Below are 25,673 nucleotides of genomic sequence, written 5' to 3'. Positions count from 1 at the left end.
ATAAGCCAAGTATAAAGGATGGAACTAATGCTTTCTTATATTTGACAAAAAACCGCAACAAAGTTATCCTTTGCTACGGTTCTTCCGTTAACTGGTACTAATTATACGCTTCATCCAGAAAATAGGCAAGCGGATTATTTAAGCTGTCTCCACACTTGGTACAACGCGTGTCTAGCCGCACGTAAACGTACCGTACCGCGATTTCCCGACGTCTGCATAGTAGTGACATGGGTCTGCTTGCCGCGCTGCGCTAAGCCGATATAAACAAGTCCTACGGGCTTGTTCTCCGAAGGAGCCGGTCCTGCAACCCCTGTGATCGACACGGCGATATCGCAGGCAAGCCGCTCCAATACTTGTTCCGCCAATACCATTGCCGTTTCCGGGCTTACCGCCCCCGGCGCGCCTTCCCCTTCGAGCAGTTCCGTCGGAACGCCCAATTGCTCATGCTTGACGGCATTCGTATAACATACGATGCTTCCGGCGAATGCTTGAGAGCTGCCCGGCACGGAAGTGACCATCTCGGACAACAGCCCGCCCGTACAGCTTTCCGCCGCCCCCAGCATCATCCCCCGCTCGCTCAATTGCTCAACGATTATCGTTTCGATTCCCGTATCGCGGTCGGCATACAAATGATCGCCGACACGGCTGCGGATTTCGGCTTCGACCACGGCGATTTTGCGCATTGCCTCCGCTTCGTTGTCCGCTTTCGAGGACAGGCGAATGGCCACTTCGCCTTCTTTGGCGTAAGGGGCGATCGTCGGGTCGCTCTGCTGCTCGATCAAATCGATCAGATTGTTCTCCAATCCGGATTCGCCGATACCTGCAAACTTGAGCATTTTCGAATATAGCGGCACTTCATCGGTCATGACGCCGCGCAGCCAACGCTTCGCGTAATTGTCGAACATCGGCTTCATTTCCTTCGGCGGCCCAGGGAGCAATATGTAATGCGTGCCATCGGCGGTCAAGGCATTGCCAACGGCTAACCCCGTATCATTGCCAAGCGGGTCGCTGCCTTCGATCATGTTCGCTTGTCTTTTATTGCTTTCGATCAACGCGGCACCTCGGGACAGGAATATCTCATTGATCTTCGCCATCGAAGGCTCATGGAGGTACAACAAACGCCCAAGGTAATCCGCCAGCACGTCCTTCGTCAAATCATCGAGAGTAGGCCCGAGTCCGCCGGTAAAAATAATCAGGTCCGCCCGTTTTCTTGCCGTCTCGATCGCTTCGCGAATCCGGGAAGCGTTGTCGCCGACGACGGTTTGAAAATAAACGTCTATCCCGATCGCCGCGCACTCCTGCGATAAATATTGGGCGTTCGTATTGACAATCTGCCCGAGCAGCAGCTCCGTGCCTACGGCAATGATCTCCGCTTTCATATCGAAACACTCCTCCACCTACTGCGTTATCTGCGGAAAACTTATACTTCTATTCTGGCAAGAAAAAGAAAACAATAGGAGGCCCTATTGTTTAAGATATCGGAATGACGTTTTTGTTTTTCAGGAAATAATCAATGCCGGAATACAAGGTGATCACTGCGGCAACCCAGCTTGCCAGCTGGTCGAAGCGAAAACCGATGAACGTAAAAGGGAAATTGTTCAACAACAACGCGATGATGGCAATAATCTGAATGGCTGTTTTCCATTTTCCCCACTTGCTGGCTGCAATAACCGCACCTTCCAGCAGCGCAACCTGGCGCAAGCCGTTCACCGCGAATTCACGGCTAATAATTACGATCGCGATCAAGGGATTCAGCTTCCCCATATCCACAAGAGAAATAAGCACAGAGGCAACGAGCAGCTTGTCCGCGAGCGGATCGAGCAGCTTCCCTAAGTTCGTCACGATTTTTCGCTTACGGGCGATATACCCGTCCAATCCATCGGTACTGGCGGCGACGATAAAAATCAAAGTCGCGATAATCTGATTGTACGTAATGCTATACTCGCCGATTTTCAAAGGTGGAAAATCTAAATTCACGAGCAAGAAAAACATAATAACGGGCACTAGAAAAATTCTCGCCAGCGTGATGCGATTGGCCAGGTTCATCTTACACCCTCCCCGGACAAATCATACTCTAAAGAATGGGTTATCCGGACCTTATGGATTTCTCCGATCACCGGCTTCGTACCCGAAATGAATACTTCGCCGTCGATTTCCGGTGCATCGTATTGCGAACGTCCGATATATACGTCGTTGCGGCCGTCATAACGCTCCACGAGCACGTCCAGCACTTCGCCGATCCGTTTTCCGCCGATTTCGTTCGAAACTTCGCGCTGAATTTCCATTAGCGTGTTGGCACGCCACTCCTTTACTTCATCCGGGATATGATCCGGCAAGCGAGTGGCTGGCGTATCCTCTTCGTTCGAATACGTGAAAACGCCTAATTTATCGAATTTCATCTCGCGGATAAAATCGCACAAGCGGTTGAAATCTTCCTCGGTCTCCCCAGGGAAGCCGACGATGATGGAGGTTCGAACCGAAACGCCGGGAATCCGTTCACGGATCTTCGCAATCAGTTCGCGAGAATCCCTCTGTCTGCCCGGACGGCGCATCCGCTTCAGAATCGAATCTTCACTATGCTGCAATGGCATATCAATATATTTGCAAATCTTCGGATTGTTCGCGATGACGTCGATCAACTCGTCGCTGAAAAATCCCGGATAAGCGTAATGCAGGCGCACCCAAGCGATGCCCGGCACTTCGCTGACACGATTCAGCAGCTCAGGCAGCCTGAACCCGTCGTACAAATCCGTGCCGTAATTTGTCGAATCCTGTGCAATAAGACTGATTTCTTTAACGCCTTGGGCAGCCAGAAGCTCCGCTTCGCCGACAATCGATTCGATCGAACGGCTGCGGAATTTTCCGCGCATGATCGGAATGCTGCAGAACGTACAAGCATTATCGCAGCCTTCCGCGATTTTCACGTAAGCCGTGTAGCGCGGCGTTGATAGTTTTCGAGGCAGCACCTGCTCATAGTTAAACACCGGATTGCCGACCATCACCGGTTTTTTGCCGCGAAGCGCTTCATCGACAATATCGTTGATTTTCAGAAAATCTCCCGTGCCGACAATGCCGTCGATTTCCGGCATTTCTTTCATAAGCTCTTCTTTGTAGCGCTGCGTTAAACATCCGGAAACGATGAGGGCCTTCAGGTTGCCTGTCGTTTTGAGCTCGGCCATTTCCAAAATCGTATTGACGGACTCTTCTTTCGCCGCATCGATGAATCCGCATGTATTCACGATGATGACGGTTGCGTCTTCTTTATCGTCAACTAACGAATAACCGCGTTCATGAACCAGACCGGACATAATCTCCGAGTCGACCAGGTTTTTCTCACAGCCAAGCGTTACGACTTTAATCTTTTCTGACATTGATGCAATCCTCCAATTAAAATCCGTAAACCTATCTCAACAAGTATAATATAAGGCTGCATAGGTGTCAAAATGCAAATTCCGGCCGCGCAGCGGCGAAAAGCAGCGCAGGGCGACTCGGCAAAACTATGACTTCATGTTCGTAAACTGCAGCTCCAGCGGCAAATCCGCCTTGCGAAGCAATTGGATGACGCTTTGCAGATCGTCTCTGCTTTTGCCTGTCACACGGATGGTGTCGCCTTGAATTTGGCTTTTCACTTTCAGCTTGGAATCCCGAATCAGGATATTGATTTTTTTGGCGTTCTCCTGGTCGATTCCTTGCTTCAGCTTGACTTTCTGCCGAACCGTACCGGTGGAAGCCGGCTCGACTTTGGAAAACTCGAGATTTTTGAGGGAGATACCGCGTTTGGCCATTTTCGATTGCATGATATCAACGACGTTTTGCAGCTTGAATTCATCGTCGGAAATGAGAACCAGCTCTTCTTTTTCCAGCTTAATGCTGCTTTTGCTGTTCTTGAAATCAAATCGGGTGTCGATTTCTTTTTCGGCTTGGTTGATGGCATTGCTTAACTCTTGCATATCTACCTTGGAAACAATATCAAATGAACATTCTGAACTCACTTCTACACGCCCTTTCCACATATTTCATCAAAATTATAACAAGATTCATTCATGAAGAAAAGGCAGCCCCGATTGGCATGCAAAAGGGAGGTGCCTTCATGACATTTCTATTACGGTTGTGGGACCCATTCCAGAAGGATCCGTTTCGAGCCGCTTCCGCCGCCGAGGTCGACCGGTTGCCCGTCGACGGTGATTTGCACTTTATTTGCTTTGCCGACATTGAAATATAACGGGTAATCCGCTTCGAACGTTTCCGTTTTGCCCGCTTCCAGACTGCCGGATTGCAGCTTTTCGCCTTTGCTGCTATTCTTCCGAACTTCCGTCCACGTAACGGCGTCGCCGATCGTCATCTCGACCTTCATTTTGGTTTTGCCGGTTACGGTATAATGGTCCACTCTGCCTTCTTTTTTAACAAAAGCGATCGTTGCCGGCACATTCGGTTGCTGTACAGGATCCGTTGTAGGCGGAGGAGTCGTTGATGTTCCGCCTTGGCCGCCGTTCGTCTCGGTTCCGCCGCCGTTATTGGACTCGGTTCCGCCGGTGTTCGCGGGTGTCGTCGGCTGTTCGGGCTTTTTCGTTTCATCGACCGTTCCGGCTTTATCGGTAATGTTGGTTGGATCGCTCAATTTAGGATCGCTGTCCGGCTTGGAGGAATACACGTAATAAATGTAGACAACCGCAACAATCAGAATCGGAAACGCCCACATAACCACCGAAGATGCCCATCTGCTCGTACGCTCGGATTGATGGGTGCTTCTCCGCTTGCGAATAACGGGCTCCGCCGTTTGTTCGACTTGAGTCTCGGGAATGAAGTTCCGGTACAAGCGCAACACTTCATCCGGGTCCAGTCCAACCGTCTCGGCATAGCTTTTAATGAAAGCACGCACGTAAAAATTGCCCGGCAACGCTTTGTAATTTCCTTCTTCGATGGCTTCCAAATACCGTTTGCGAATTTTTGTAGACTCTTGGATATCGTCCAACGAAATACCCCGCTCGGTCCGCGCCTTCTTAAGCAGCTGTCCAAGATCCGACACACCATCACCTCCTATAGTTTTTGAATGGATTCAATGATCAGAAATTATCGTAATTGGCCATAAAGGATTCATAAGTAATAACCTCTTCAGGCGTATTGCGAAGCTCGATTATATAATCAAAATGGCTGTAGTCGTATTCGGATTCGCGTATGAAAATATCGGGATGCTCGATTACCTTCGTGGAAGGCATCGCCATAATTTCCTGCAATAAGCTGTGATGCTTTTCATTGGAACGTATCGTGCTTACGATTCCGTCGATAATAAAGATGTTGTTCGGGTTCATCTCATCCTCGGACAATTGGCTGCGGACCGTCTGGCGGAGCAGCGTCGACGAAACGAACGCCCATCGTTTGTTGGAGCACACGCTTCCGGCAATGATCGATTCCGTTTTGCCGACTCGCGGCATGCCGCGCAAGCCGATGACTTGATTGCCTTCCTTCTTGAAAATCTCCCCCAAAAAATCGACAAGCAGCCCCAATTCATCGCGCGTGAAACGGAACGTCTTCCGATCGTCGGAGTCCCTTTCGATATAGCGACCGTGCCGCACCGCCAAAATATCGACAAGCTTCGGCGTGCGGAGCGCGGTTACGGTAATGTTATCGACTTTCTTTAACATTTTGCCCAACAATTCGATTTTTTCGTCATCGTCGGTTTGCAGCAGCATGCCGCGCGTTTTATCCTCAACCCCGTTAATCGTCAGGATGTTCACTTCCATCATCCCGAGCATCGAAGCGATATCGCCCAGCAATCCCGGCCTGTTCTTATGTATTCTGTACTCCATGTACCATTGCTTATACTCCATCTGCGCACCTCAATTGCGATAACATAGCTTTTCGGATAAACGATCGCGACGATGAAACCGGCGAAAACCGTTTAACCTTGTCATGAACTATTCTACAATTTTCGTCAATATCCTGCCAAGGCCCTATGATTCCCAAAATTTATCGTCTAGCCGCCGAAAAAGCCCCCAAGCGGAGGCCTTCGCGAATGTTTATTTCATGTTATCGACATGTTTGACCATCAGCTTGGCGAGCGATTTCTTCTCTTGCTCGTCGCCCGCATCCCAGAGATCTTTGAGGGCGCGCTGTTCGACGTTTTTCGGATCGACCTTCTGATCCAGAAATTCGCCGATTTCGTAAGCGAGATTGGAAATGGTGTCTTCGCTCATTCCTAATTTTTTCGCTTGATCCACGCGATCTGCTAGGAATTTTTTCCACTGATCATATGACGAAAGAACTGTTGACATCGAAATCCTCCTTCAGTGAGTTGGAATCAACAGTTATAATATCTGCATTTACTCTCTGTATTATTCAACGAGCAAGTCTGTCAAAAAGTTGCAAAGTGAGCTTGTCCCGGCAACAAAAAATCAGGTCAGCCATCCGCCGTTCGGACTGATGATTTGTCCCGTAATATAACCCGACTCCGGCAATGCGATAAAATAAACCAATGAGGCAATTTCATCGGGCTGGGCCAATCGTCCTGCGGGGATTTCCTGTTCTAAAGCGCTTTTTTCAGCGGCGTCCAAATGATTCAGCATCACCGTATCGACAGCCCCCGGCGCGACGGCATTCACAGTAACGCCGGAAGGCGCGAGTTCCTTGGCCAACGCTTTCGTAAAAGCATTCATGCCGCCCTTGGCCGTAGAATACACGACTTCACACGAAGCGCCCGATATGCCCCAAACCGAGGAGACATTGATGATTCGGCCGTATTTCTGAGCAATCATATAGGGCATGAACTGCTGCGTGCACAAAAACATGCCCTTCAAATTGACGGACATCACATCGTCCCATTCCTCTTCCGTCACGTCGGATAGAAGACCGTAATGCGCGATTCCGGCATTGTTTACGACGATATCGGGGTAAAAGCCGTGCTTCTCCATTTTCTCTTGCATTCGCAAAAGCTGCTCCTTCGAACGGAGATCCGCGGTTACGGTCAATACATTGGAGGCTCCCGCCCTCAGGCATCTTCGGGCGACTTCGTTGGCCGACTCATGCGATTGCAAATAATGAATGACAACGTTCATGCCCACCGAAGCGAACCGCTCGGCAATGGCTGAACCAATGCCGCGGCTCGCTCCGGTTACGAGCACCGTCATCTCGGACAACGCCTTCATGGCTGCTCGCTCTTGACGATGGAGATTGCCAGTTGATTCCAATCGAAATGCTCGCGCATCCGCGCATTCGCTTCATCTAGCGTAATCGACTCGTATACGGGCAATATGTCGAACAAATCGTTTCCGTCGAACTTATATTTCGTAAATTCGTTGGCAATCGCTTCCGAGGAATTCATCATGCGCAGAAAACCGCCGATTTTTTTCTTCCGGCTCCGTTCGAACGCCGTTTCGCTAAGTCCCGTTTCGAGGACGCGATTCACTTCTTCGCGGATGCGGCTTACGAGCAAATCAGGATCCTTCGTATCGCCGCCGATCACCGAGAAGGATACGTCCGGGCCGCAATTGTACTCATGGCTGAACGAATCGGAAATGATGTTCTCGTCATACAGCTTCTGATAGATCGGGGAGCTCGGGCTGAACAATACGTCCATGACCAGCTTGGTCGTCAGCTCACGGCGAAGAATGGCATCCGGTTCGGCGTAAGGAGCGCCCTCCTTAAAGCCAAACAGGCATTTGGGCAAGGAGACCGGCAGCACCGTAACCTTCTTCGGCGTTTTTATTTCCTTCGGCTCCGCTTCGAAAATACGCCGGATTTCGCCCTGGGACGGGAACGTTTTGGCCGCTTGATTATTGCGGACGAGCTCCATCAGCTCTTCGGCATTGACGCCCCCCACCACGAACAAAATCATATTGCTCGGATGATAAAAGGTATGGTAGCACGTATATAACGTTTCCTTCGTAATTTGAGCAATCGAATCAATCGTTCCGGCAATGTCGATATGAACCGGATTGACATGATACATCGCTTCGATCAGGCCGAAGTAGGAGCGCCAGTCGGCGTTATCCTGATACATCTTGATTTCTTGGCCGATGATCCCTTTTTCCTTCTCCACGTTCTCGTCCGTAAAGTACGGATTTTGAACAAAATCGATCAACGTCTTCACGTTGTCCGAAATGTGCTCCGTCGCCGAGAACAAATATACCGTCCGGTCAAAGCTCGTAAAAGCGTTTGCCGACGCGCCGTTCGATGCGAATGTCGCGAAGATGTCGCCGGTTGGTTCCTCGAACATCTTGTGCTCGAGAAAATGCGCGATGCCGTCCGGCACTTGAACGTCTTCGCTTTCGCCTTCGACATGGAAGTGGTTGTCCACCGACCCGTATCGGGTGGAGAAGGTTGCATAAGTTTTCTGAAAGCCTTCCTTCGGGAGAATGAAAACGTCCAAGCCGTTCGGCATTTTTTCGTAATATAGCGTCTCTTGCAGCTCTCTGTATTCGATCGTCCGCATCGTTTACTCCCCTTTCCGGTCTCTCAAGAAATATATCGTATCAAGCTGTACGCCGTCCGCGATCGCTTTGATTTCGTCGACCGTCACCGCTTCGACCGCGGTGATAAGCTCCGCCGTCGTGCGGGTTTTGCCGGACAGCACGCTGTTGAAGTCATAGCCGATCATCTCAAACGCGGAATCGCCGATTTCACGCAGCTGGTTGCCGATCATCGCCCGTGTTTGCGACATCTCCAGTTCGCTGATCTCTCCCGCTTTCATCGCTTCAAGCTGCTCGCGAATAATGTTGACCGCTTTCTCATAGTTGCCGATTTCAATGCCGGATTGGATCGTGAGAATGCCCTTATGTCCATCGAGCCGCGAGGCGGCGTAATACGCAAGACTCGCTTTCTCCCGCACGTTAATGAACATCTTGGAATGCGGATAGCCGCCAAGAATGCCGTTATACATCAGTGCCGCAGGGTACGATGGCGTCGAATATGTCGCTGACGTACGCAGCCCCATATTCAGCTTGCCTTGGCTGACATCCATCCGATCGATGACGGTATTGACCTCGGATACTTGCGGATGCGACGATTTCTGTGAATAACCACCCACGCCGCTGCGGCGAAACGCAAAGCTGGATTCAACCAAGCTCATCACTTCTTCGAGCGTCGTTGCCCCGACGACATACAAATCGATCGGCGCAGAGCGAATCCAATTCTGGTATGTATCATATAGAGTTTCGGCGTCGATCGCTTCAAGGTCATTGATTTTACCGAGCGGGTGAAGCCGGTACGGTTCGTTTTTGCACATCTCTTCGATGCAGCGCTCGGCTGCGTATTTGATCTTGTCGTTGACGATCGATTCGAGCTTTTTCTTGAGCGTTTCTTTTTCGGAGGCTACATATTTTTGACGGAAGCGTCCATTCTCCAGAGCAGGTTTCGTCAATGCATCGCCGAGAAAAGCAAATGATTGTTTGAGCAACGATTCATTCGATTGCACAAATTTGTCGTTGATTATGTCCATCCGAAATTGGACGATTTGGTAATCGCCGCGCTTATAAATGTCGAAGCCGAAGCCGGCTCCGTACAAATCGTCAAGACGTTCGCGGAATTGGATCGTCTCCGGATAGGTTTCCGTTCCGCGGCGCAATACAAACGGCGTCAAAGCGACCGGAGTGACGGTTTCTTCAGCTAAAGGAAGTCCGACATATAGCGAAATGGCAAATGTTTTGAAGCGGTCCGTCGGAAGCACGTGTATGCGGATATCGTTCCAGGTGCTCCGTTCAAAAGCGGCTTTATTCAAAGATAGGATCCCCTTCCATATGAACTTCGTTAGTCAATCTATTCCATTCGCCTTCATTCTATACCATAATAAAGATCAGAAGCAACTTGGAGTTGCTTCTGATCTCGGTTACCTGCAGAAAATATGTCTGCCGATCGTTTTCACCTGCGGGCGCGTCCAAATCCATTTGGATGTCGCCGTTTCCGGGTTGAAATAATATTCGCAGCCGCCGCTTGGATCCCAGCCGTTCAGCGCATCCCGCACAGCTCGGCGCGCCGTATCGTTCGGCTCCAGCCAGATTTGGCCGTCCGCTACAGCCGTGAACGCCCCCGGCTGGAAAATAACGCCGGATACCGTGTTCGGAAAGTTAGGCGACTTGACCCGGTTCAAAATAACCGCCGCCACGGCTACTTGCCCTTCATAAGGCTCGCCGCGCGATTCGCCGTATACGGCGTTTGCCATGATCTTCAGGTCGTTCTCCGACAACCCCATATGGTTCGAGGACGTTAGGTTGGATTTGTTGCCGCCGTCCGTAGCCGGCTGCTTCGCAGGCGCCTTCGAGGGAGCTGTCTCCCCTCCGGGCTTCCACGACTTCGTCGCTTCCCACAGCATAACCTTTGTTTTGCCGCCAACAACTCCGTCGGCTGTCATGCCGAATTTCCATTGGAACCATTTGACGGATTCCAAAGTGGCATCTCCGAACTGTCCGTCGATCGCGCCGTCGTAATAACCGAGAAATTTGAGCCGCCCTTGCAGTTCGTATACGTCTTGACCGGATGCTCCGTATTTGATGATCGCTTTGCTGAACGTGGCTTCGCTTTCCAGAGAATGCTTCAGCTGATAAGCGCCAAACAACAAACAAACGATACTTGCCGTAACCCAAATCAGTCGTTTTTTCATCGCTGCTCTACCTTTCTTTGCCTAAGTTTCATCCAGTTGTCACCGTTATTATGAGAAACCGGAAACGGCTTTATACCACCCTCGATCAAAAAGTAGCGATAAGCGGATGAATGACTCGGTGCCATAGAGGCCGATGCGTTGATGCAATGCATGAAAAAGAACCCTACTTCAAAGGTCAAAGGTAGGGTTCTTTTTGCTAAGACCGGACTTATCCGGCCATTATGAGCTGATGCGGTTCTGGTAATATTGATCGGCGGATACAAGCACTTCGCGCGGCTTGCTTCCTTCGTACGGACCGACAACGCCTTTGGCCTCCATGGAATCAATCAAACGGGCCGCGCGCGTATACCCGATCCGCATTCTGCGCTGAAGCAGCGATACGGAAGCTTGTTTCGCCTCCAGTACGATTTGTACCGCTTGATCATACAATTCATCGACATATTCGTCTTCGCTCGATTCCGTCTCTTCTACCTCCGGAACGAGTTCCTCATTGTACTCCGCTTTCTCTTGATCGCGGGCGAATTGCACGACGGCCTCGACCTCCTGGTCCGACAAAAACGCGCCTTGCACGCGGACCGGCTTGGATGCGCCCATCGGCAGGAACAGCATATCGCCGCGGCCAAGCAACTTCTCTGCGCCGACCATATCGAGAATCGTACGCGAGTCGACCTGAGACGAAACGCCGAACGCGACGCGGGAAGGAATGTTCGCTTTGATCACGCCGGTAATGACATCTACGGACGGCCTTTGCGTAGCGATAATCAAATGGATGCCCGCGGCCCGGGCCATCTGGGCCAAACGGCAAATCGCATCCTCGACGTCTCCGGCAGCGACCATCATCAGGTCGGCCAACTCGTCGACGATGATGACGATATACGGCAATACGGCTTCCGGATTCGAAGCCATGAGCGTATTGTAGCCCTCGATATTCCGCGTGCCGGATTTCGAGAACAATTCGTAACGCTTCTCCATCTCAACGACGATTTTTTTCAGCGCAAGCGATGCGCGCTTCGGATCGGTAACGACCGGCGCCAGCAAATGCGGAATGCCGTTGTATACGTTAAGCTCGACCATCTTCGGATCGATCATCAGAAACTTCACTTCGTCCGGCTTTGCTTTGTATAGAATGCTTGTAATGATCCCGTTAATACAAACGGATTTACCGGAACCCGTCGCTCCGGCAACGAGCATATGCGGCATGCGCGCCAAATTGCCGACGATCGGCTGACCGGAAATATCACGCCCGAAAGCGATCGACAAACGGGATGGCGCATCTTGGAATGCGCTCGTTTCCATCACTTCGCGAAGCGTCACGATGGATACCTCGGAGTTCGGCACCTCGATGCCGATTGCCGACTTGCCTGGGATCGGCGCTTCCATCCGAATATCTTTGGCGGCAAGCGCCAACGCGATATCGTCCGTCAAGCTGACGATCCGGCTGACCTTCACGCCGATATCCGGCTGCACTTCGTAACGGGTGACGGAAGGCCCGCGAACGACCTCCAGCACTTTGGCTCGGACGCCGAAGCTCTCCAGCGTCGCTTCCAGCTTGCGGGCAATGCTGCGGAAATCCGATTGATCGCCGCCGGATCCGCTGCCGGACGGTTTGTTGAGCAGCTGCAGTGAAGGCAGCTGGTAAGGCTTCGGCTTTGGTTTCGGCGGGGCAACGACAACGTTGCCTTCCCCTTCGCCCTCGCCCATCTCCGCTAACCCCGTATCGGCCGGATCGTGAATCGTCTCTTCTGCATCCGGAGACCCGGCTTCGACGTCAAACGGAGGCAACGTATCGTCGACTTCCACGTCGGAACGAATTTGCTCGTGAAAATCCCGAATGACCGGAATTTCCGGACCTCGATCGTAGAAGCCGTCTCCTTCTTCAAATCCATCGTCTGATTCATATTCATTCGAATCATGCTGAGCGTATGTAGGATTCGTGCTGATCGCCGGGATTGCAGCCGGCATGGCATCCACGTCGGCATTGCTTTTGTCGGCTCCGCCCCGGATGGCCACCCGGATGCCGGCGTTATCGTCAACCTGCTCCGCATCCTCTTCGACAACGCGTTGTTTGCGTTTGCCGCGAGGCTGTTGCGGCTCGTCCATGCCGACAAGCGCTTCAACCGCATCCGCTTCATCCAGCTCGCGCTCTGCTTCGGGCTTTCCTTGCAGAAGCTGCATAAAAATGGGCATTTTTCTCGGTTTGGCCGGCTCCGGCTTGTAATTTTCTTCGTNCGCTTCAACCGCATCCGCTTCATCCAGCTCGCGCTCTGCTTCGGGCTTTCCTTGCAGAAGCTGCATAAAAATGGGCATTTTTCTCGGTTTGGCCGGCTCCGGCTTGTAATTTTCTTCGTCCATTTCATCATCGTCCGCCATGTTCGCCGCAACCAGAACAGGCTTCCCGGCTTTAGCGCCGCGCGCGGCGGGCACGCTGCGTTGAGGCATCGATTTGCGACGTCGTTCACGGATGAGCTTTACCGTGACGGCAAGGCGATTTTTCACAATCCGGGTCATGTCAACATAGGATAGCCCGGTGATGAGCATAAATCCGATAAAGAACATGACAATGACCATCAGCTTGGCGCCCGTATAGCCGAACAGGAAATACAGGATCGAATAGCCGATCGCTCCCGCATACCCGCCGCTAATGTCCTTCTTCATCAGCGAGCCGTCGGCAACGCCTTTGTTCGTTGTCAGCAGCTCCGCTTTCAAATCTATACCGACCTGTCTTAATATATCGCTGGAAGAATACGTCTCCAGGGCGGCAAATTTCGCATCTACGGAAGATACGACGCTTAATGTCGTTAATGCCAGTACGATGACGGCAAGACCGCTCTTTCGCACCGACCATGCTTTGGGCCACATTCGTTTCACCATGACATACAAGCCGATATAGATGAACATTAGCGGGATGACAAAATAAAACTTGCCCAGCATGAACCCGAACAGCTTGGAAAGTGCTCGTCCGACAGCCGCTTCTCCCGAAATCGCAATCACGGACAGCGTGATGATCAATATGCCGTACACTTCGTATTTCAAAGCTCCGAACGAAGCGCGTTTTTTTCTTTTTTTTGCCAAACGATTCACCCCCGGTACAACATTATACCATACTCTGTCCGAGGTTCCTACGGGTTGTCCTTGTCGAGAAATGGCGCAAACCGAACCAATTGTCCCGGCATATAGTCATTATTCAAGTAATCGCTTAATTCGCAGCGCAGCAAACGAACAATCCTTGCGGACCGCGCATCTACAGGCTCCACTTCCATCACGACGCCTCCGACCTCGATTTCCATCGTCGCGGCGGCCGGGCGCTGGGCGTCGAATCCGGCCATAACGACTTCGATCGGCACTGCCGTATACAAGGTCATTGCACGATACCTCCATTGCGTGTCGAACGGTACACATCGATTCTTCGATTCAGCTCCTGGATCGCCAGCCCGATCCCGCCTATGGCGTCGATTAGACCGTATTTCACCGCATCGGCGCCAATGACCGTCGTCCCGATATCCCTCGTCAGCTCGCCTGTCTTGAACATGAGTTCCTTTAGCTTCTCCTCTCCGATATTGGAGTGGGACGTTATGAAGCGCAGCACCCTGTCCTGCATCTTGTCGAGATATTCGAACGTTTGCGGCACGCCGATCACGAGCCCGTTCAGACGAATCGGATGGATCGTCATCGTCGCCGTTTCCGCAATGATCGAAAAATCGGAAGAAACCGCAATCGGAACGCCAATGCTGTGCCCACCACCGAGAACGAGCGTAACCGTCGGCTTCGACATCGACGAAATGATTTCCGCAATGGCGAGTCCCGCCTCTACGTCGCCCCCGACCGTATTCAGAATGACGAGAATACCTTCGATTTTAGGACTTTGTTCCGCCGCGACCAGCTGGGGAATGATATGCTCGTATTTCGTCGTTTTGTTCTGCGGCGGCAAGACGATATGTCCTTCCACCTGGCCGATAATCGTCATGCAATAAATGTTCGATTCGCCGGTAGGCGTTGCGGTTTGGCCGAGCTGCTGAATGTTCTCGAGCGTCGGGTTCGATTTTTTCCCGTCGTCCGGTTGAACTGTTGGCGCTTCCGGCTGCTCTTGCTTATTCGTCAGCATGAAATCGATATAATTGTTTGTCATTGGCTACCTCCTGAGATAAGACAACTTTCCCTAGTATGGTTAGCCAAAACCATTTTATGCACGTAGGTCTCCGCAAAAAGTCTTAAACAAATTAAAAAGCCCCCCGATATCTCGGGAGGCTGGGCTGGCGGAATGAATTAAACTTCCATAATAATCGGCAAAATCATCGGACGGCGGCGCGTTTGTTCGTATAAGAAACGGCCGAGCGCATCTTTGACATGTGTTTTTAGCGAAGCCCATTCGTTCACATTTTCGCTCATCAGCTTCGTTAATGTGTTGGTCACGATTTTGTTCGCTTCATCCAGCAGTCCTTCCGATTCGCGAACGTAGACAAAGCCGCGGGAAATGATGTCCGGACCGGACAAAATGTTACCCTCTTGCTTGCTTAACGTTACGACGACGACCAGAATGCCGTCCTGCGACAAAAGCTTGCGGTCGCGAAGGACGATGTTGCCGACGTCGCCGACGCCAAGCCCGTCGATGAGAATGTTGCCGGAGGTTACTTTGGAACCGCGGCGGGCAACCCCGCCTTGAATCTCGACCGTGTCGCCATTGTCGAGAATGAAAATATTATCGCGTTCGATACCAATCGCTTCGCCCAAGTTTCCGTGATGTCTCAGCATCCGGTATTCGCCGTGAATCGGAATAAAATATTTCGGACGAATTAGGTTAAGCATCAGCTTCAATTCTTCTTGGCTGCCGTGACCGGATACGTGTACGCCGGATACGGAACCCGGTCCGTATATGACGTGTGCGCCAAGCCGGAAAAGCTCGTCTACCGTGCGGCCGACATACTTCTCGTTGCCCGGAATCGGCGTTGCCGCGATAATGACCGTATCGCCCGGCAATATATCGACTTTGCGGTGCGTGGAGCGCGCCATCCGCGTCAATGCGGACATCGGCTCGCCTTGGCTGCCTGTCGACAAGATCGCTACGCGGTCTGCAGGAAGCTTGTTCACTTCCTCCGGCTCGATGAGCATGCCGTCCGGAATGTTCAAGTAGCCGTATTCGGCGGCGATTGTGACAACGTTTACCATGCTTCGGCCAATAACCGTTAATTTGCGGCGAGTCGATTGAGCCGCGTCGATGACCTGCTGGATCCGGTGTACGTTCGATGCGAACGTAGCGACGACAACGCGCTGCTGCGCGCGGCGGAAAATATCTTCAAGCTCAACGCCGACATTTTTCTCCGAAGGCGTATAGCCGGGACGTTCTGCGTTCGTACTATCCGATAATAAGGCCAAAACGCCTTTTTTGCCGATTTCGGCAATGCGCTGCAAGTCTGCGTATTGTTCGTTAACCGGGGTGTGATCGAATTTGAAGTCGCCGGTATGGACGACGACGCCTTCCGGCGTTTCAAGGGATACGCCGACGGAATCCGGAATACTGTGGTTCGTCTTGAAAAATGTGGCGCGAATCGTGCCGAGTTGAATTTCCGAGTCGGCATTGATCAAGATTCGCTTCGTTTCGCCGAGCAACCCGGCTTCTTTCAGCTTGCTCTCCACGAGTCCAAGCGTCAGTCTCGTTCCGTAAACCGGAACATTAAGCTGCTTCAACACATAAGGCAAACCGCCGATGTGATCTTCGTGACCATGCGTTAATAAAATCGCTCTCACTTTATCGCGGTTTTCCGTTAAGTACGAAATATCAGGGATGACGATATCGATGCCGAGCATATCTTCCTCAGGGAATTTTAAACCCGAATCGACGACGACGATATCATTCCCGTATTGGATGACATACATGTTCTTACCAATTTCGCCGACTCCGCCGAGAGCGAAAATGATGAGCTTATCGATGTTGTTGTTTTTTTTCGACAAGAAATAAACCTCCTAAATGGTAGTGTAACGTACATTGCTGCGAATATTCGCCATATTTGGAAATAACAATCCGCACCCAGTCACTTGACTTCATTATACATGATGCAAAACATAAAACACAAGTCGACCATCCTGCCCTTAGCTTCTCCTCAAAAAATAAAACCGATGCTAGTTACGGCACCGGTTTTACAAGGAGGGCTATCTTAAACGGCGAACAAACGTTTAATGAAATCCGCTTCGGCTTCCGTGGCCGTTACCAATGGAAGTCTGACACCGCCCACGTCCATGCCGTGCAAGCCGAGCGCGTATTTCACCGCTACTGGATTGGGCACGGGATGCGGACAGTTGAACAGCCCTTGGAAAATCGGATATAGCTTCGAATGCAATCTCGCCGCTTCGGCAACGTTGCCGTTCAAATACGACTCAACCAGCTCGCGCATCGGCTTGCCGATGACATGCGACGCCACGCTCACGATACCGTAACCGCCAATGGCAAGAACGGGCAGCACCATCGAGTCGTCCCCGCTGTATACCTTGAAGCCTTCTGCCGCTCCAGATATGATCAGGGTCATTTGATCCAGCGTCGAGCAATCTTTGGTTGCTACGACATTGCGAATATGCGATAAACGAATCGTTGTTTCGGCCGAAATATTGATGCCCGTACGGGCGGGGATATTATACAGCATGACCGGCAACGCCGTTTGTTCGGCAACCGCTTTAAAATGCTGGTACAGCCCTTCTTGACTCGGTTTATTGTAGTATGGCGCCACAAGCAATATGCCGTCTACGCCAAGCTTTTCCGCTTCTTTGGTCAGATGTATCGTGTGGGACGTGTCATTGCTGCCTGTACCGGCGATAATTTTGCAGCGTCCTTTCGCTTGGCTGACGGAGAACGCAAACAGCTTCAGCTTCTCATCCTCGGTTAACGTCGGCGATTCGCCGGTTGTTCCGCAAATCACGAGGCTGTCGCTTCGTTGTTCTTCAATTAAATAATCGATCAATTTACCCGTTTGCTGCCAATCGATTTGTCCTTGTCGATCGAATGGGGTGACCATGGCTGTAATGACTCTTCCAAAATCCACAAAACATCCTCCTTCGAAAATCTTAACATCCTGTAAGTTCTACATATGAAGCTCGAATTTGGCGTGCAAAGCACGTAATGCATCCGCTGCATCCCTGCTGTTGACAAGCACCCAAATCGTTGTATTCGAATCGGCCGATTGCAGGATTTGAATATCCTTTTCGGTCAATGCTTCAACAATTTGGGCCATAATGCCCGGAACCCCGTTCATGCCTCCGCCGATGACGGATACTTTTGCGCAGTTCGGCAATATTTCCGGCTCAAATCCGATACGTCTTAATATGTCAACGGCACGTTCCGCTTCATGATCGAATACGGTATAAACGGCGCCGGACGGTTTCACATTAATAAAATCGACGCTGATCCCATGTTGGGCCATCGCTTTGAAAACTTTCAGCTGCAGATCGAATTGAGCCTCAAACGACTCAACCTTAATCTGCGTTACGTTAGCCACATGCGTGATGCCGGTAACGTATCGGTCGCGTATGCCGCTTGCGAAAGCGGATATGCTGTCCGTTCTCGTAACCAGCGTGCCTTCTCCTTCGGAAAAAGTCGATCGTACGCGAATCGGAATATGGTCCTGCATCGCGATTTCGACAGCTCTTGGGTGAATGACTTTGGCTCCGTGATGAGCCATATTGCATATTTCCGCATAACCGATCGTGTGGATCGGCTTGGCGTCCTCAACAATGCGAGGATCGGCCGTCAATATGCCGTTTACGTCTGTATAAATGTCCACCATCTCGGCTTTTAAGGCAGCGCCTAATGCGGTAGCCGACGTATCGCTGCCACCGCGGCCGAGTGTCGTCATGTCGCCGTCCGGCGTTTGGCCTTGAAATCCGGTTACGATAACAACCTGATCTTGTTCAAGCCGTTCAATGATCTCATTTGGGTGAACGGCAACAATCCGTGCATTGCCGTATTGTTCGTCGGTCACAATGCCGGCTTGCGCTCCCGTCAGTACGGCGGACGGTATTGATCGTTCGTTCAGCAAGCTGCACAACGTTGCCGCGGAAATGATTTCTCCGCAGCATAATAACATATCGCGTTCCCGTGCGGGCAAATGGTTTCCATTAGAGGAAATCCAGTCCAGCAGCGTATCCGTGGCGTACGGTTCGCCTTTTCTCCCCATCGCTGATACGACGACGACAAGTTTGTATCCCTGCTGCAATTCGCGTTCGATGTGACGGATGACGTGATCTCTGGCATGTACAGTCGATAGGGAAGTGCCTCCGAATTTTTGAACCAAAATTCGCATCGCAACTCCCCCGATATTGTTGTTTAACGGTAATTAAATCGTTCGATGACCATCGGCTGCAGCTGTTTCCCCTGCAGCGCGGCTTCACAGGCTTCCATCGCCAGATCCATTCGGGCGACGAGCGAATTCGGCTTTTGCAACGGTGCGTCTTGGCCGAACGGAACGAAATAAATGTTCTTGGCGACAAGCAGCTTGGCAATGTTCGCAGCATTCAAGCCTAAGCCGTCATTCGTGGAAATGGCCAATACAAGCGGCCTCTGATTGCGCATTTGCGCTTTGGCTGCCATCAATACGGGACTATCCGTCATCGCGTTCGCCAGTCGGCTTGTCGTATTGCCCGTACAAGGGGCGATCAGCAAAACATCGAGCAGCTTCGACGGGCCAAGCGGCTCAGCGTCGACAATCGTGGAGATGATCTCGTTGCCGGTAATCTCCTTGATCTCCTTCTGCCAATGCTCCGACGTCCCGAAGCGTGTGTCCGTTGTCATGATCGTATTCGATACGATCGGAATCACTCGAGCCCCGGCATCGACGAACCGCTTGATCTGCGGCATGACTTCCGGCAAGGTGCAGTGTGAGCCTGACAGTGCGTATCCGACCGTTATTCCGTGCCAATCCATTATACATTCCCCCGATTGTCATGGTCATCCAACAGCAACTGGCTAATACATTTGGCTATGATCCGTCCAGCTGACTTCGGAGCGACAATACCAGGCAATCCGGGGGCAAGCATCGCTTTGATTCCGCGCTTCTCGGCAAACCGGAAATCGGTTCCTCCGGGCTTCGAAGCAAGGTCAATGATGACTGCTCGATTGGGCATATTCGCAATAATCTGCGCTGTGACTATCATAGTCGGTATTGTATTAAAAAGCAAGTCAATATTGGTAACTTGATGCAATAGATCCTTGGTGTAGAAAGGCTCAAAACCCATCTCCCAAGCGCGTGCGAAGTGCTCCTCGCGGCGGACGCCCATCTTCACTTTCGCACCTAACCCCTGCAATACCCGAGCCAGCGTGAACCCCGTCCTGCCCATGCCGAGTACCATGCAGCATGAGCCGTGAAGGGTTATATCCGTGTTCTGAATCGCCATCATGAGGGCTCCTTCAGCGGTCGGTATGGAATTGTATATCGCCACGTCGTCTCTGTCGAACAATTCGACGAGTTGAATTCCCTGCTGCGCACACAGCATCTTCAAGTATGGCTTCGCCATGCCTGTATACACTTTGGCATGCTTCGGAAGATGACTCATGTATTCGTCGGTCAAACGCAAGTCCTCCGATGCGAAAATCGCCTCGATATTCCCCGCGTCGTCCGTTCCGACAACCGGCAAAATAAGGGCGTTCGCCTTTTCCAGCATTTCCGGCGTCATCCGGGAGCGGGTTACGCCGCTGTATTGATTTTGCAGATTATCGAATCCGATCAACGTCACGGATGCATCCAGTCCGGACAAGGTTTGGATTACTTCCAGCTGCCGGGCGTCTCCGCCGACAAAAATAACCTGGACTCCTGTCAGCATCAGCCTACTTCACTCCTTTCAATGACGCTACCTATACAGCAGTGTATGCGGTAGCCCAAAGATGGGTGACGAAACGAACGCCTAGCCAACTGCCGTGCATGCTTTTCTATGATGCTTAAGGTTGAACGTAAAGAGCCTACGATTCGTTGCGGAAAACAAAAGGAAAACAAAAAACACCCTCAGGATGAGAGTGTTCGAGTAGAAAAATATACTATACGCCCGTATGGCCAAAACCGCCGGATCCGCGCACCGTTTCGGACAGCTCGTCCACTTCGATAAGCTGCGTTTGCGGCACGGTTTGGAATACCATCTGCGCGATGCGCTCGTGCCGCTCAATCGTAAACGGCTGCTGGCCAAGATTGATGAGCAATACTTTGACTTCGCCGCGGTAATCGGCATCGATCGTTCCCGGCGTGTTCAAGCATGTAATGCCATGCTTGTAGGCAAGGCCGCTTCGCGGACGGATTTGCGCTTCCAGTCCGCCAGGCATAGCGAGCGCAAACCCGGTCGGAATAAGCGCCCTCTCCCCCGGCTGAAGCGTCAACGGTTCCGGAAGCGCTGCGTGCAAATCGAAACCGCTCGCTAATTCGGACATTCGAACCGGCAATGAAATATCTTCATTGCCGGGCAATCGTTTAATTTGAACTTGAAACAAGCCAATCCCTCCTGAATCCTTGAATCGGTTGATCCGTGCCGCCAACCATGGCCAGAGCAAACGGCTTGCTGAACATTTCTCCGATCAGCGACTCGACATCCTTCATCGATACGGAGTCGATCTGCTCCAGCAGCTCGTCGAGCGTGTAATGCCTGCCGAGCATCAGCTCGTTTTTGCCAAGACGGTTCATGCGGCTGCTCGTGCTTTCCAGGCTTAAGATCAAGCTGCCCTTCAGCTGCTCTTTTCCTTTGGTCAATTCCGATTCCGTCATGCCGTTCGCGATCATCTGACTCAGCACGTCCAAGGTGACTTCCAGCACTTCTTTCGTTTGTTTCGGCGCCGTTCCTGCATAAACCGTAAACATGCCGCTGTCCGCGTGCGACGAATGATAGGAATATACCGAATAGGCAAGTCCGCGCTTCTCCCGTATTTCCTGGAACAGCCGCGAACTCATGCCCCCGCCGAGCGTATTGTTGAGCAGCACCATCGCATAAATGCGTTTGTCGGTCATCGCGATGCCTGGAAACGACATGCAAATGTGATTTTGCTCCGTCTTCTTCTGATGGAACAGCATTCCTCCCGCGAATGCAGGCGGTTGCGTGGACGATTCTCCACCTTGCACGGCAAAATGCCCAAAATGTCGCTCCAAGAGCTCCACGACCGTGTCGTCGACATTTCCGGCGATGCTGATCACCGTATTATTCAAATGATACTTATCATTCATGTATTGGCGCAAATGATCCGCGGTCATCTGGGATAACTGCTTTTCCGTGCCGAGAATCGAATAAGCGAGCGGATGGTCGTTATATGCCGCCTTGGAAATGAGATCGTGCACCATGTCGTCCGGCGTATCCTCGTACATCGAGATTTCCTCGAGGATGACGTTTTTCTCCTTGCTCAGTTCCTCAGCGAGGAACGTGGAGTGGAAGAACATGTCGGACAATACGTCGATCGCGATCGGCAAATGCTGATCCAGCACTTTTGCATAATAGCAAGTGTATTCCTTCGAGGTAAACGCGTTGACATTGCCGCCGAGGCCGTCGAATATTTCGGCGATCTCTTTGGCGCTGTACCTTGTCGTCCCTTTAAACAACATATGTTCGATAAAATGGGATATTCCGTTATTGAGCTCGTCTTCGTTGCGCGATCCCGTCTTTACCCATATGCCGATCGCGACGGATCGGGAGGTCGGGATTTGCTCCATGACGACGCGCAAACCGTTTTGCAGTTTTGTTTTGATCAAGTGGGGTCCTCCTAAGGGCTAAGTTTTGCTGTGGGCAAAACTGGCATCGTGAGCATAATGATCTCACTATAACATATAAAAGCGCCGCCGCTCAACTTCGCGACAGCCTTATTGCACCGTCCGCTTCAGGTTAAAATCGCCCGGCACGCGGTCCGGCGAAATGAGCTGACTGACGGTACCAAGCACGAAGCCGCGCCGTTTCACCTCTTGGATGATGCCGCTTAACGCTTCGCTTGAAGAAGACGTCGGGTGCATCAAAATTAAGGAACCGGGCTCAAGCCGCTGCGAGATTTTGCGAATGATCCATTCGGGACTCGGCTTTTTCCAATCCACCGTATCGATCGTCCACAATATCGTCTTCATATTATATTCATATGCAATTTTGACCGTTTGATCGTTAAAATCGCCCGAAGGCGGCGCAAATAGGCGGTTGTCGACGCCAAGATGCTTCGTCAGCAGCGTTTGGGTTTTCATGATTTGATCCGTTGCCTGGCTGCGGTTGAGCTCGCTCATATTCGGGTGGGAGTAGGCATGGTTGGACATCTCATGCCCGTCCTGTTGGATAAGCTTCGCCACCTCTACGTTTTTTTTCAGCCAGCTGCCATCCAGGAAGAAGGTCGCCTTCACCTGTTCTTTTTTCAAAATGTTAAGAATCGGTTGTATGTACTCATTGCCCCATGCAACGTTGATCATCAAAGAAACCATCGGTTTGTTCGGATTGCCTCGATAAATCGGCTGTGCGCCTAGATCGTTCAGCGAAATCTTCGGGGCCACCTCGCGATAGACGAGATGAAGCGGTTGATCGGGCGGTGTCAGTTGGTTCAGCCTATACGTTTGTTCGATATCGACCTCCAGGCCGTTGTAACCGGGAATCGCCTTCCATACCCGATCGATTCGGGCATCGACCGGCGCCACGCGCCTCAGCTCCGCCTCCCGCTGAATGCGGTCCATCAATCCGTCATCGCTTGAGAACCCGGCACTCGCAGTAACGGCCAAAGCATGCCATGGATCGTTCATCTGTTTGGCCTGTCGAATAAAAGCGTTGATGTCGTTCGATAAAGCGGTCGTCCCGAACGCCAACACAAAAAAAACGATAATCCAGGCAACCTTCGTCCGATTCATGCCGACTCTCCCTCACCATCGATTTGTCCTAAATGTATGACAAGCCGGCACGCATTATGCAGGAGAGCAAATAAAAAAGAGACAGAACGATTCTGGCTCTTTGTGTGAGGCATGATTATTTTTCCGCTTTTTCTGCTTGCGGTGCGGTTAAGGTTGCTTTGCGGGATAAGTTGATGCGGCCCTGTTGATCGATCTCCGTTACTTTGACCGTAACCGAATCGCCGATGGAGACGACATCTTCTACTTTGGCGACACGCTCGGTGGAAAGCTGCGAAATGTGGATCAGCCCTTCTTTGCCCGGCAAAATTTCCGTGAACGCTCCGAATTTCTCGATCCGCTTGATCGTTCCGACGTAGATTTCGCCGACAACGACTTCGCGCACGATCCCTTCGATAATTTGTTTTGCTTTCTCGTTCATCTTCTCGTTCGAGGAAGCGATAAACACGCGGCCGTCTTGCTCGATATCGATTTTTACGCCGGTTTCTTCAATAATCTTGTTGATGATTTTACCGCCGGCACCGATGACATCGCGGATTTTGTCCGGATTGATCTGCATCGTCAAAATTTTCGGAGCGTATGGCGACAACGAGCTGCGCGGTTCTTTCATACGGTCCATCATTTTGCCGAGAATGAACATCCGTCCTTCGCGGGCTTGCGTTAACGCATCGTTCAAGATGCTCCGGTCGATGCCGTCGATCTTGATATCCATTTGTATCGCGGTAACACCTGCAGCTGTTCCGGCTACTTTAAAGTCCATATCGCCCAGGTGGTCTTCCATCCCTTGAATGTCGGTCAGGATCGATACATGGTCCTCGTCCTTGATCAAGCCCATTGCAATGCCGGCAACCGGCGCCTTGATCGGAACGCCTGCGTCCATCATAGCCAGCGTGCTTGCGCAAATGCTTGCTTGGGAAGTCGATCCGTTCGATTCCAATACCTCGGAAACAAGGCGGATCGTATAAGGGAAATCCGCTTCCGGCGGAATGACTTTCGACAACGCGCGTTCGCCCAGTGCTCCATGCCCGATCTCCCTGCGGCCCGGCGCACGAAGCGGTCTTGCCTCGCCCACGCTGAACGGCGGGAAGTTGTAATGGTGCATGAATCGTTTCGTTTCCTCAAGGTCGATGCCGTCGAGGATTTGCACATCGCCAAGCGCACCCAAAGTACAAATGCTAAGCGCTTGCGTTTGACCGCGGGTGAACAATCCGGATCCGTGTGTACGAGGCAGCAAAGCGACGTCGCATTCGATCGGACGGATCTCGGTAAGAGCTCGTCCATCCGGACGTACTTTGTCATGCGTAATCAATCGGCGCACTTCTTCTTTGACGATATCGTACAAAACTTCCTTGACGTCTTTGATCAATTCCGGAGTTTCTATGTAGCGTTCCGCAAAATATTGCTCCGCTTCCGCATTGATTTCGTCAATCGCATCTTGTCTTGCATGCTTCTCGGAAATTTTCACCGCTTCGACGAGCCGCGCTTGCGCGTAATCGCGAACTTCGCGGTTTACCGTTTCGTCCACGGCATGCAGCTTCACTTCCATCTTCGGTTTGCCGGCCAGCTGAGTAAGCTGCTCGATGACGGCGACGATGTTCTTGATTTCTTCATGGCCGAACATGATCGCTTCAAGCATGATGTCTTCAGGCACTTCGTTGGCTTCGGCCTCTACCATCATGATCGCGTCTTTCGTTCCGGCTACGACAAGGTAAATATCGCTTTTTTCCGTTTGCTCCGGCGTCGGGTTAATGATGAATTGTCCGTCAATCCGGCCTACGATAACGCCGCCGATCGGTCCGTTGAACGGAACGTCGGAAATGCTAAGCGCCGCGGACGTTCCGATCATTGCCGCGATTTCCGGGGAACAATCCTGATCCACGCTCATCACAAGATTGACGATTTGCACGTCATTGCGGAAGCCTTCCGGGAATAGCGGACGAATCGGACGGTCCGTCAAACGGCTGGCTAGAATCGCTTTTTCGCTTGGACGGCCTTCCCGCTTAATAAAACCTCCGGGAATTTTGCCGACGGCGTACAAACGTTCTTCGTAGTTGACCGTTAATGGGAAAAAGTCTAAATCCTTCGGCTGGCTCGATGCCGTTACCGTACATAATACGACGGTATCGCCATAACGAACGGTTACAGCTGCGTTAGCCTGCTTCGCCAGTCGTCCCGTTTCCAGCACGAGGGGGCGATTGCCTAAACTCATTTCGATACGCTTTTCCATTATTTACCTCCTCTTGGCATTGCAAAAAGCAACCTGG

Annotated in this window: 22 protein-coding genes and 1 pseudogene; all 23 read right to left on the bottom strand. The window is 51.6% G+C overall.

Annotated elements, in window-relative coordinates; translation table 11 throughout:
- Positions 1–134: 134 nt before the first annotated feature.
- Positions 135–1,379 (bottom strand): competence/damage-inducible protein A, encoded by a 1,245-nt coding sequence (locus tag AC0LWM_RS21895; protein WP_474677120.1) that lies wholly within the window; start codon positions 1,377–1,379, stop codon positions 135–137.
- 91 nt (positions 1,380–1,470) lie between these two features.
- On the bottom strand, positions 1,471–2,046 hold the full coding sequence (gene pgsA / locus AC0LWM_RS21890; RefSeq protein WP_474677119.1) for a CDP-diacylglycerol--glycerol-3-phosphate 3-phosphatidyltransferase: 576 nt from the start codon (positions 2,044–2,046) through the stop codon (positions 1,471–1,473).
- Positions 2,043–3,371, bottom strand: coding sequence for a 30S ribosomal protein S12 methylthiotransferase RimO (gene rimO, locus AC0LWM_RS21885; RefSeq protein ID WP_474677118.1), 1,329 nt, complete (start codon positions 3,369–3,371; stop codon positions 2,043–2,045). The genes pgsA and rimO overlap by 4 nt, the downstream gene beginning before the upstream one ends.
- A gap of 126 nt (positions 3,372–3,497) precedes the next feature.
- Complete coding sequence (locus AC0LWM_RS21880) at positions 3,498–3,992, bottom strand: YajQ family cyclic di-GMP-binding protein (RefSeq protein WP_474677117.1); 495 nt, start codon at positions 3,990–3,992, stop codon at positions 3,498–3,500.
- Positions 3,993–4,102: 110 nt separating this feature from the next.
- A complete protein-coding gene (locus tag AC0LWM_RS21875) occupies positions 4,103–5,026 on the bottom strand; it encodes a helix-turn-helix domain-containing protein (protein ID WP_474677116.1) in 924 nt (307 codons plus the stop codon).
- 37 nt (positions 5,027–5,063) lie between these two features.
- Positions 5,064–5,828, bottom strand: coding sequence for a DUF3388 domain-containing protein (locus AC0LWM_RS21870; RefSeq protein WP_474677115.1), 765 nt, complete (start codon positions 5,826–5,828; stop codon positions 5,064–5,066).
- A 189-nt stretch (positions 5,829–6,017) separates the two neighbouring features.
- The gene (locus tag AC0LWM_RS21865; RefSeq protein ID WP_474677114.1) at positions 6,018–6,272 is read right to left on the bottom strand and encodes a DUF3243 domain-containing protein; all 255 of its coding nucleotides are present in this window, start codon (positions 6,270–6,272) and stop codon (positions 6,018–6,020) included.
- Between the two features lie 120 nt (positions 6,273–6,392).
- Positions 6,393–7,142, bottom strand: coding sequence for an elongation factor P 5-aminopentanone reductase (gene ymfI / locus AC0LWM_RS21860; protein ID WP_474677113.1), 750 nt, complete (start codon positions 7,140–7,142; stop codon positions 6,393–6,395).
- Positions 7,139–8,428 carry an EF-P 5-aminopentanol modification-associated protein YfmH gene (yfmH, locus tag AC0LWM_RS21855; protein WP_474677112.1) on the bottom strand — a complete coding sequence of 430 codons (1,290 nt, stop codon included), beginning with the start codon at positions 8,426–8,428 and terminating at the stop codon, positions 7,139–7,141. The genes ymfI and yfmH overlap by 4 nt, the downstream gene beginning before the upstream one ends.
- 3 nt (positions 8,429–8,431) lie before the next feature.
- Positions 8,432–9,712: an EF-P 5-aminopentanol modification-associated protein YfmF gene (gene yfmF, locus AC0LWM_RS21850; protein ID WP_474677111.1), complete on the bottom strand. Its 1,281-nt coding sequence runs from the start codon at positions 9,710–9,712 to the stop codon at positions 8,432–8,434.
- A gap of 108 nt (positions 9,713–9,820) precedes the next feature.
- On the bottom strand, positions 9,821–10,591 hold the full coding sequence (gene sleB / locus AC0LWM_RS21845) for a spore cortex-lytic enzyme (protein ID WP_474677110.1): 771 nt from the start codon (positions 10,589–10,591) through the stop codon (positions 9,821–9,823).
- Between the two features lie 219 nt (positions 10,592–10,810).
- Positions 10,811–12,430, bottom strand: a pseudogene (locus tag AC0LWM_RS21840) (DNA translocase FtsK); the annotation flags it as partial.
- A gap of 1,280 nt (positions 12,431–13,710) precedes the next feature.
- A complete protein-coding gene (locus AC0LWM_RS21835; protein ID WP_474677109.1) occupies positions 13,711–13,953 on the bottom strand; it encodes a YlzJ-like family protein in 243 nt (80 codons plus the stop codon).
- Positions 13,950–14,693: a ClpP family protease gene (locus AC0LWM_RS21830; protein WP_474677178.1), complete on the bottom strand. Its 744-nt coding sequence runs from the start codon at positions 14,691–14,693 to the stop codon at positions 13,950–13,952. The genes AC0LWM_RS21835 and AC0LWM_RS21830 overlap by 4 nt, the downstream gene beginning before the upstream one ends.
- Before the next feature lie 161 nt (positions 14,694–14,854).
- Entirely contained in the window at positions 14,855–16,537 is a 1,683-nt protein-coding gene (locus AC0LWM_RS21825) for a ribonuclease J (protein ID WP_474677108.1), read from the bottom strand.
- Between the two features lie 203 nt (positions 16,538–16,740).
- Positions 16,741–17,619: a 4-hydroxy-tetrahydrodipicolinate synthase gene (dapA, locus tag AC0LWM_RS21820; protein WP_474677107.1), complete on the bottom strand. Its 879-nt coding sequence runs from the start codon at positions 17,617–17,619 to the stop codon at positions 16,741–16,743.
- Positions 17,620–17,658: 39 nt separating this feature from the next.
- Positions 17,659–18,876, bottom strand: coding sequence for an aspartate kinase (gene dapG / locus AC0LWM_RS21815; RefSeq protein WP_474677106.1), 1,218 nt, complete (start codon positions 18,874–18,876; stop codon positions 17,659–17,661).
- A gap of 23 nt (positions 18,877–18,899) precedes the next feature.
- On the bottom strand, positions 18,900–19,496 hold the full coding sequence (locus tag AC0LWM_RS21810; protein WP_474677105.1) for a dipicolinate synthase subunit B: 597 nt from the start codon (positions 19,494–19,496) through the stop codon (positions 18,900–18,902).
- On the bottom strand, positions 19,496–20,392 hold the full coding sequence (gene dpsA / locus AC0LWM_RS21805; RefSeq protein ID WP_474677104.1) for a dipicolinate synthase subunit DpsA: 897 nt from the start codon (positions 20,390–20,392) through the stop codon (positions 19,496–19,498). Before dpsA ends, AC0LWM_RS21810 begins: the two co-directional genes overlap by 1 nt.
- Before the next feature lie 211 nt (positions 20,393–20,603).
- Positions 20,604–21,047, bottom strand: coding sequence for a dUTP diphosphatase (dut, locus tag AC0LWM_RS21800; protein ID WP_474677103.1), 444 nt, complete (start codon positions 21,045–21,047; stop codon positions 20,604–20,606).
- The gene (locus AC0LWM_RS21795) at positions 21,028–22,251 is read right to left on the bottom strand and encodes a M16 family metallopeptidase (RefSeq protein WP_474677176.1); all 1,224 of its coding nucleotides are present in this window, start codon (positions 22,249–22,251) and stop codon (positions 21,028–21,030) included. Before AC0LWM_RS21795 ends, dut begins: the two co-directional genes overlap by 20 nt.
- A 147-nt stretch (positions 22,252–22,398) precedes the next feature.
- On the bottom strand, positions 22,399–23,412 hold the full coding sequence (locus AC0LWM_RS21790; protein WP_474677102.1) for a polysaccharide deacetylase family protein: 1,014 nt from the start codon (positions 23,410–23,412) through the stop codon (positions 22,399–22,401).
- 115 nt (positions 23,413–23,527) lie between these two features.
- Positions 23,528–25,636 (bottom strand): polyribonucleotide nucleotidyltransferase, encoded by a 2,109-nt coding sequence (gene pnp / locus AC0LWM_RS21785; RefSeq protein ID WP_474677101.1) that lies wholly within the window; start codon positions 25,634–25,636, stop codon positions 23,528–23,530.
- Positions 25,637–25,673: the final 37 nt, after the last annotated feature.

This window comes from Paenibacillus sp. sgz302148, assembly GCF_056120465.1.
This window is presented reverse-complemented; position numbering and strand designations above follow the sequence as displayed.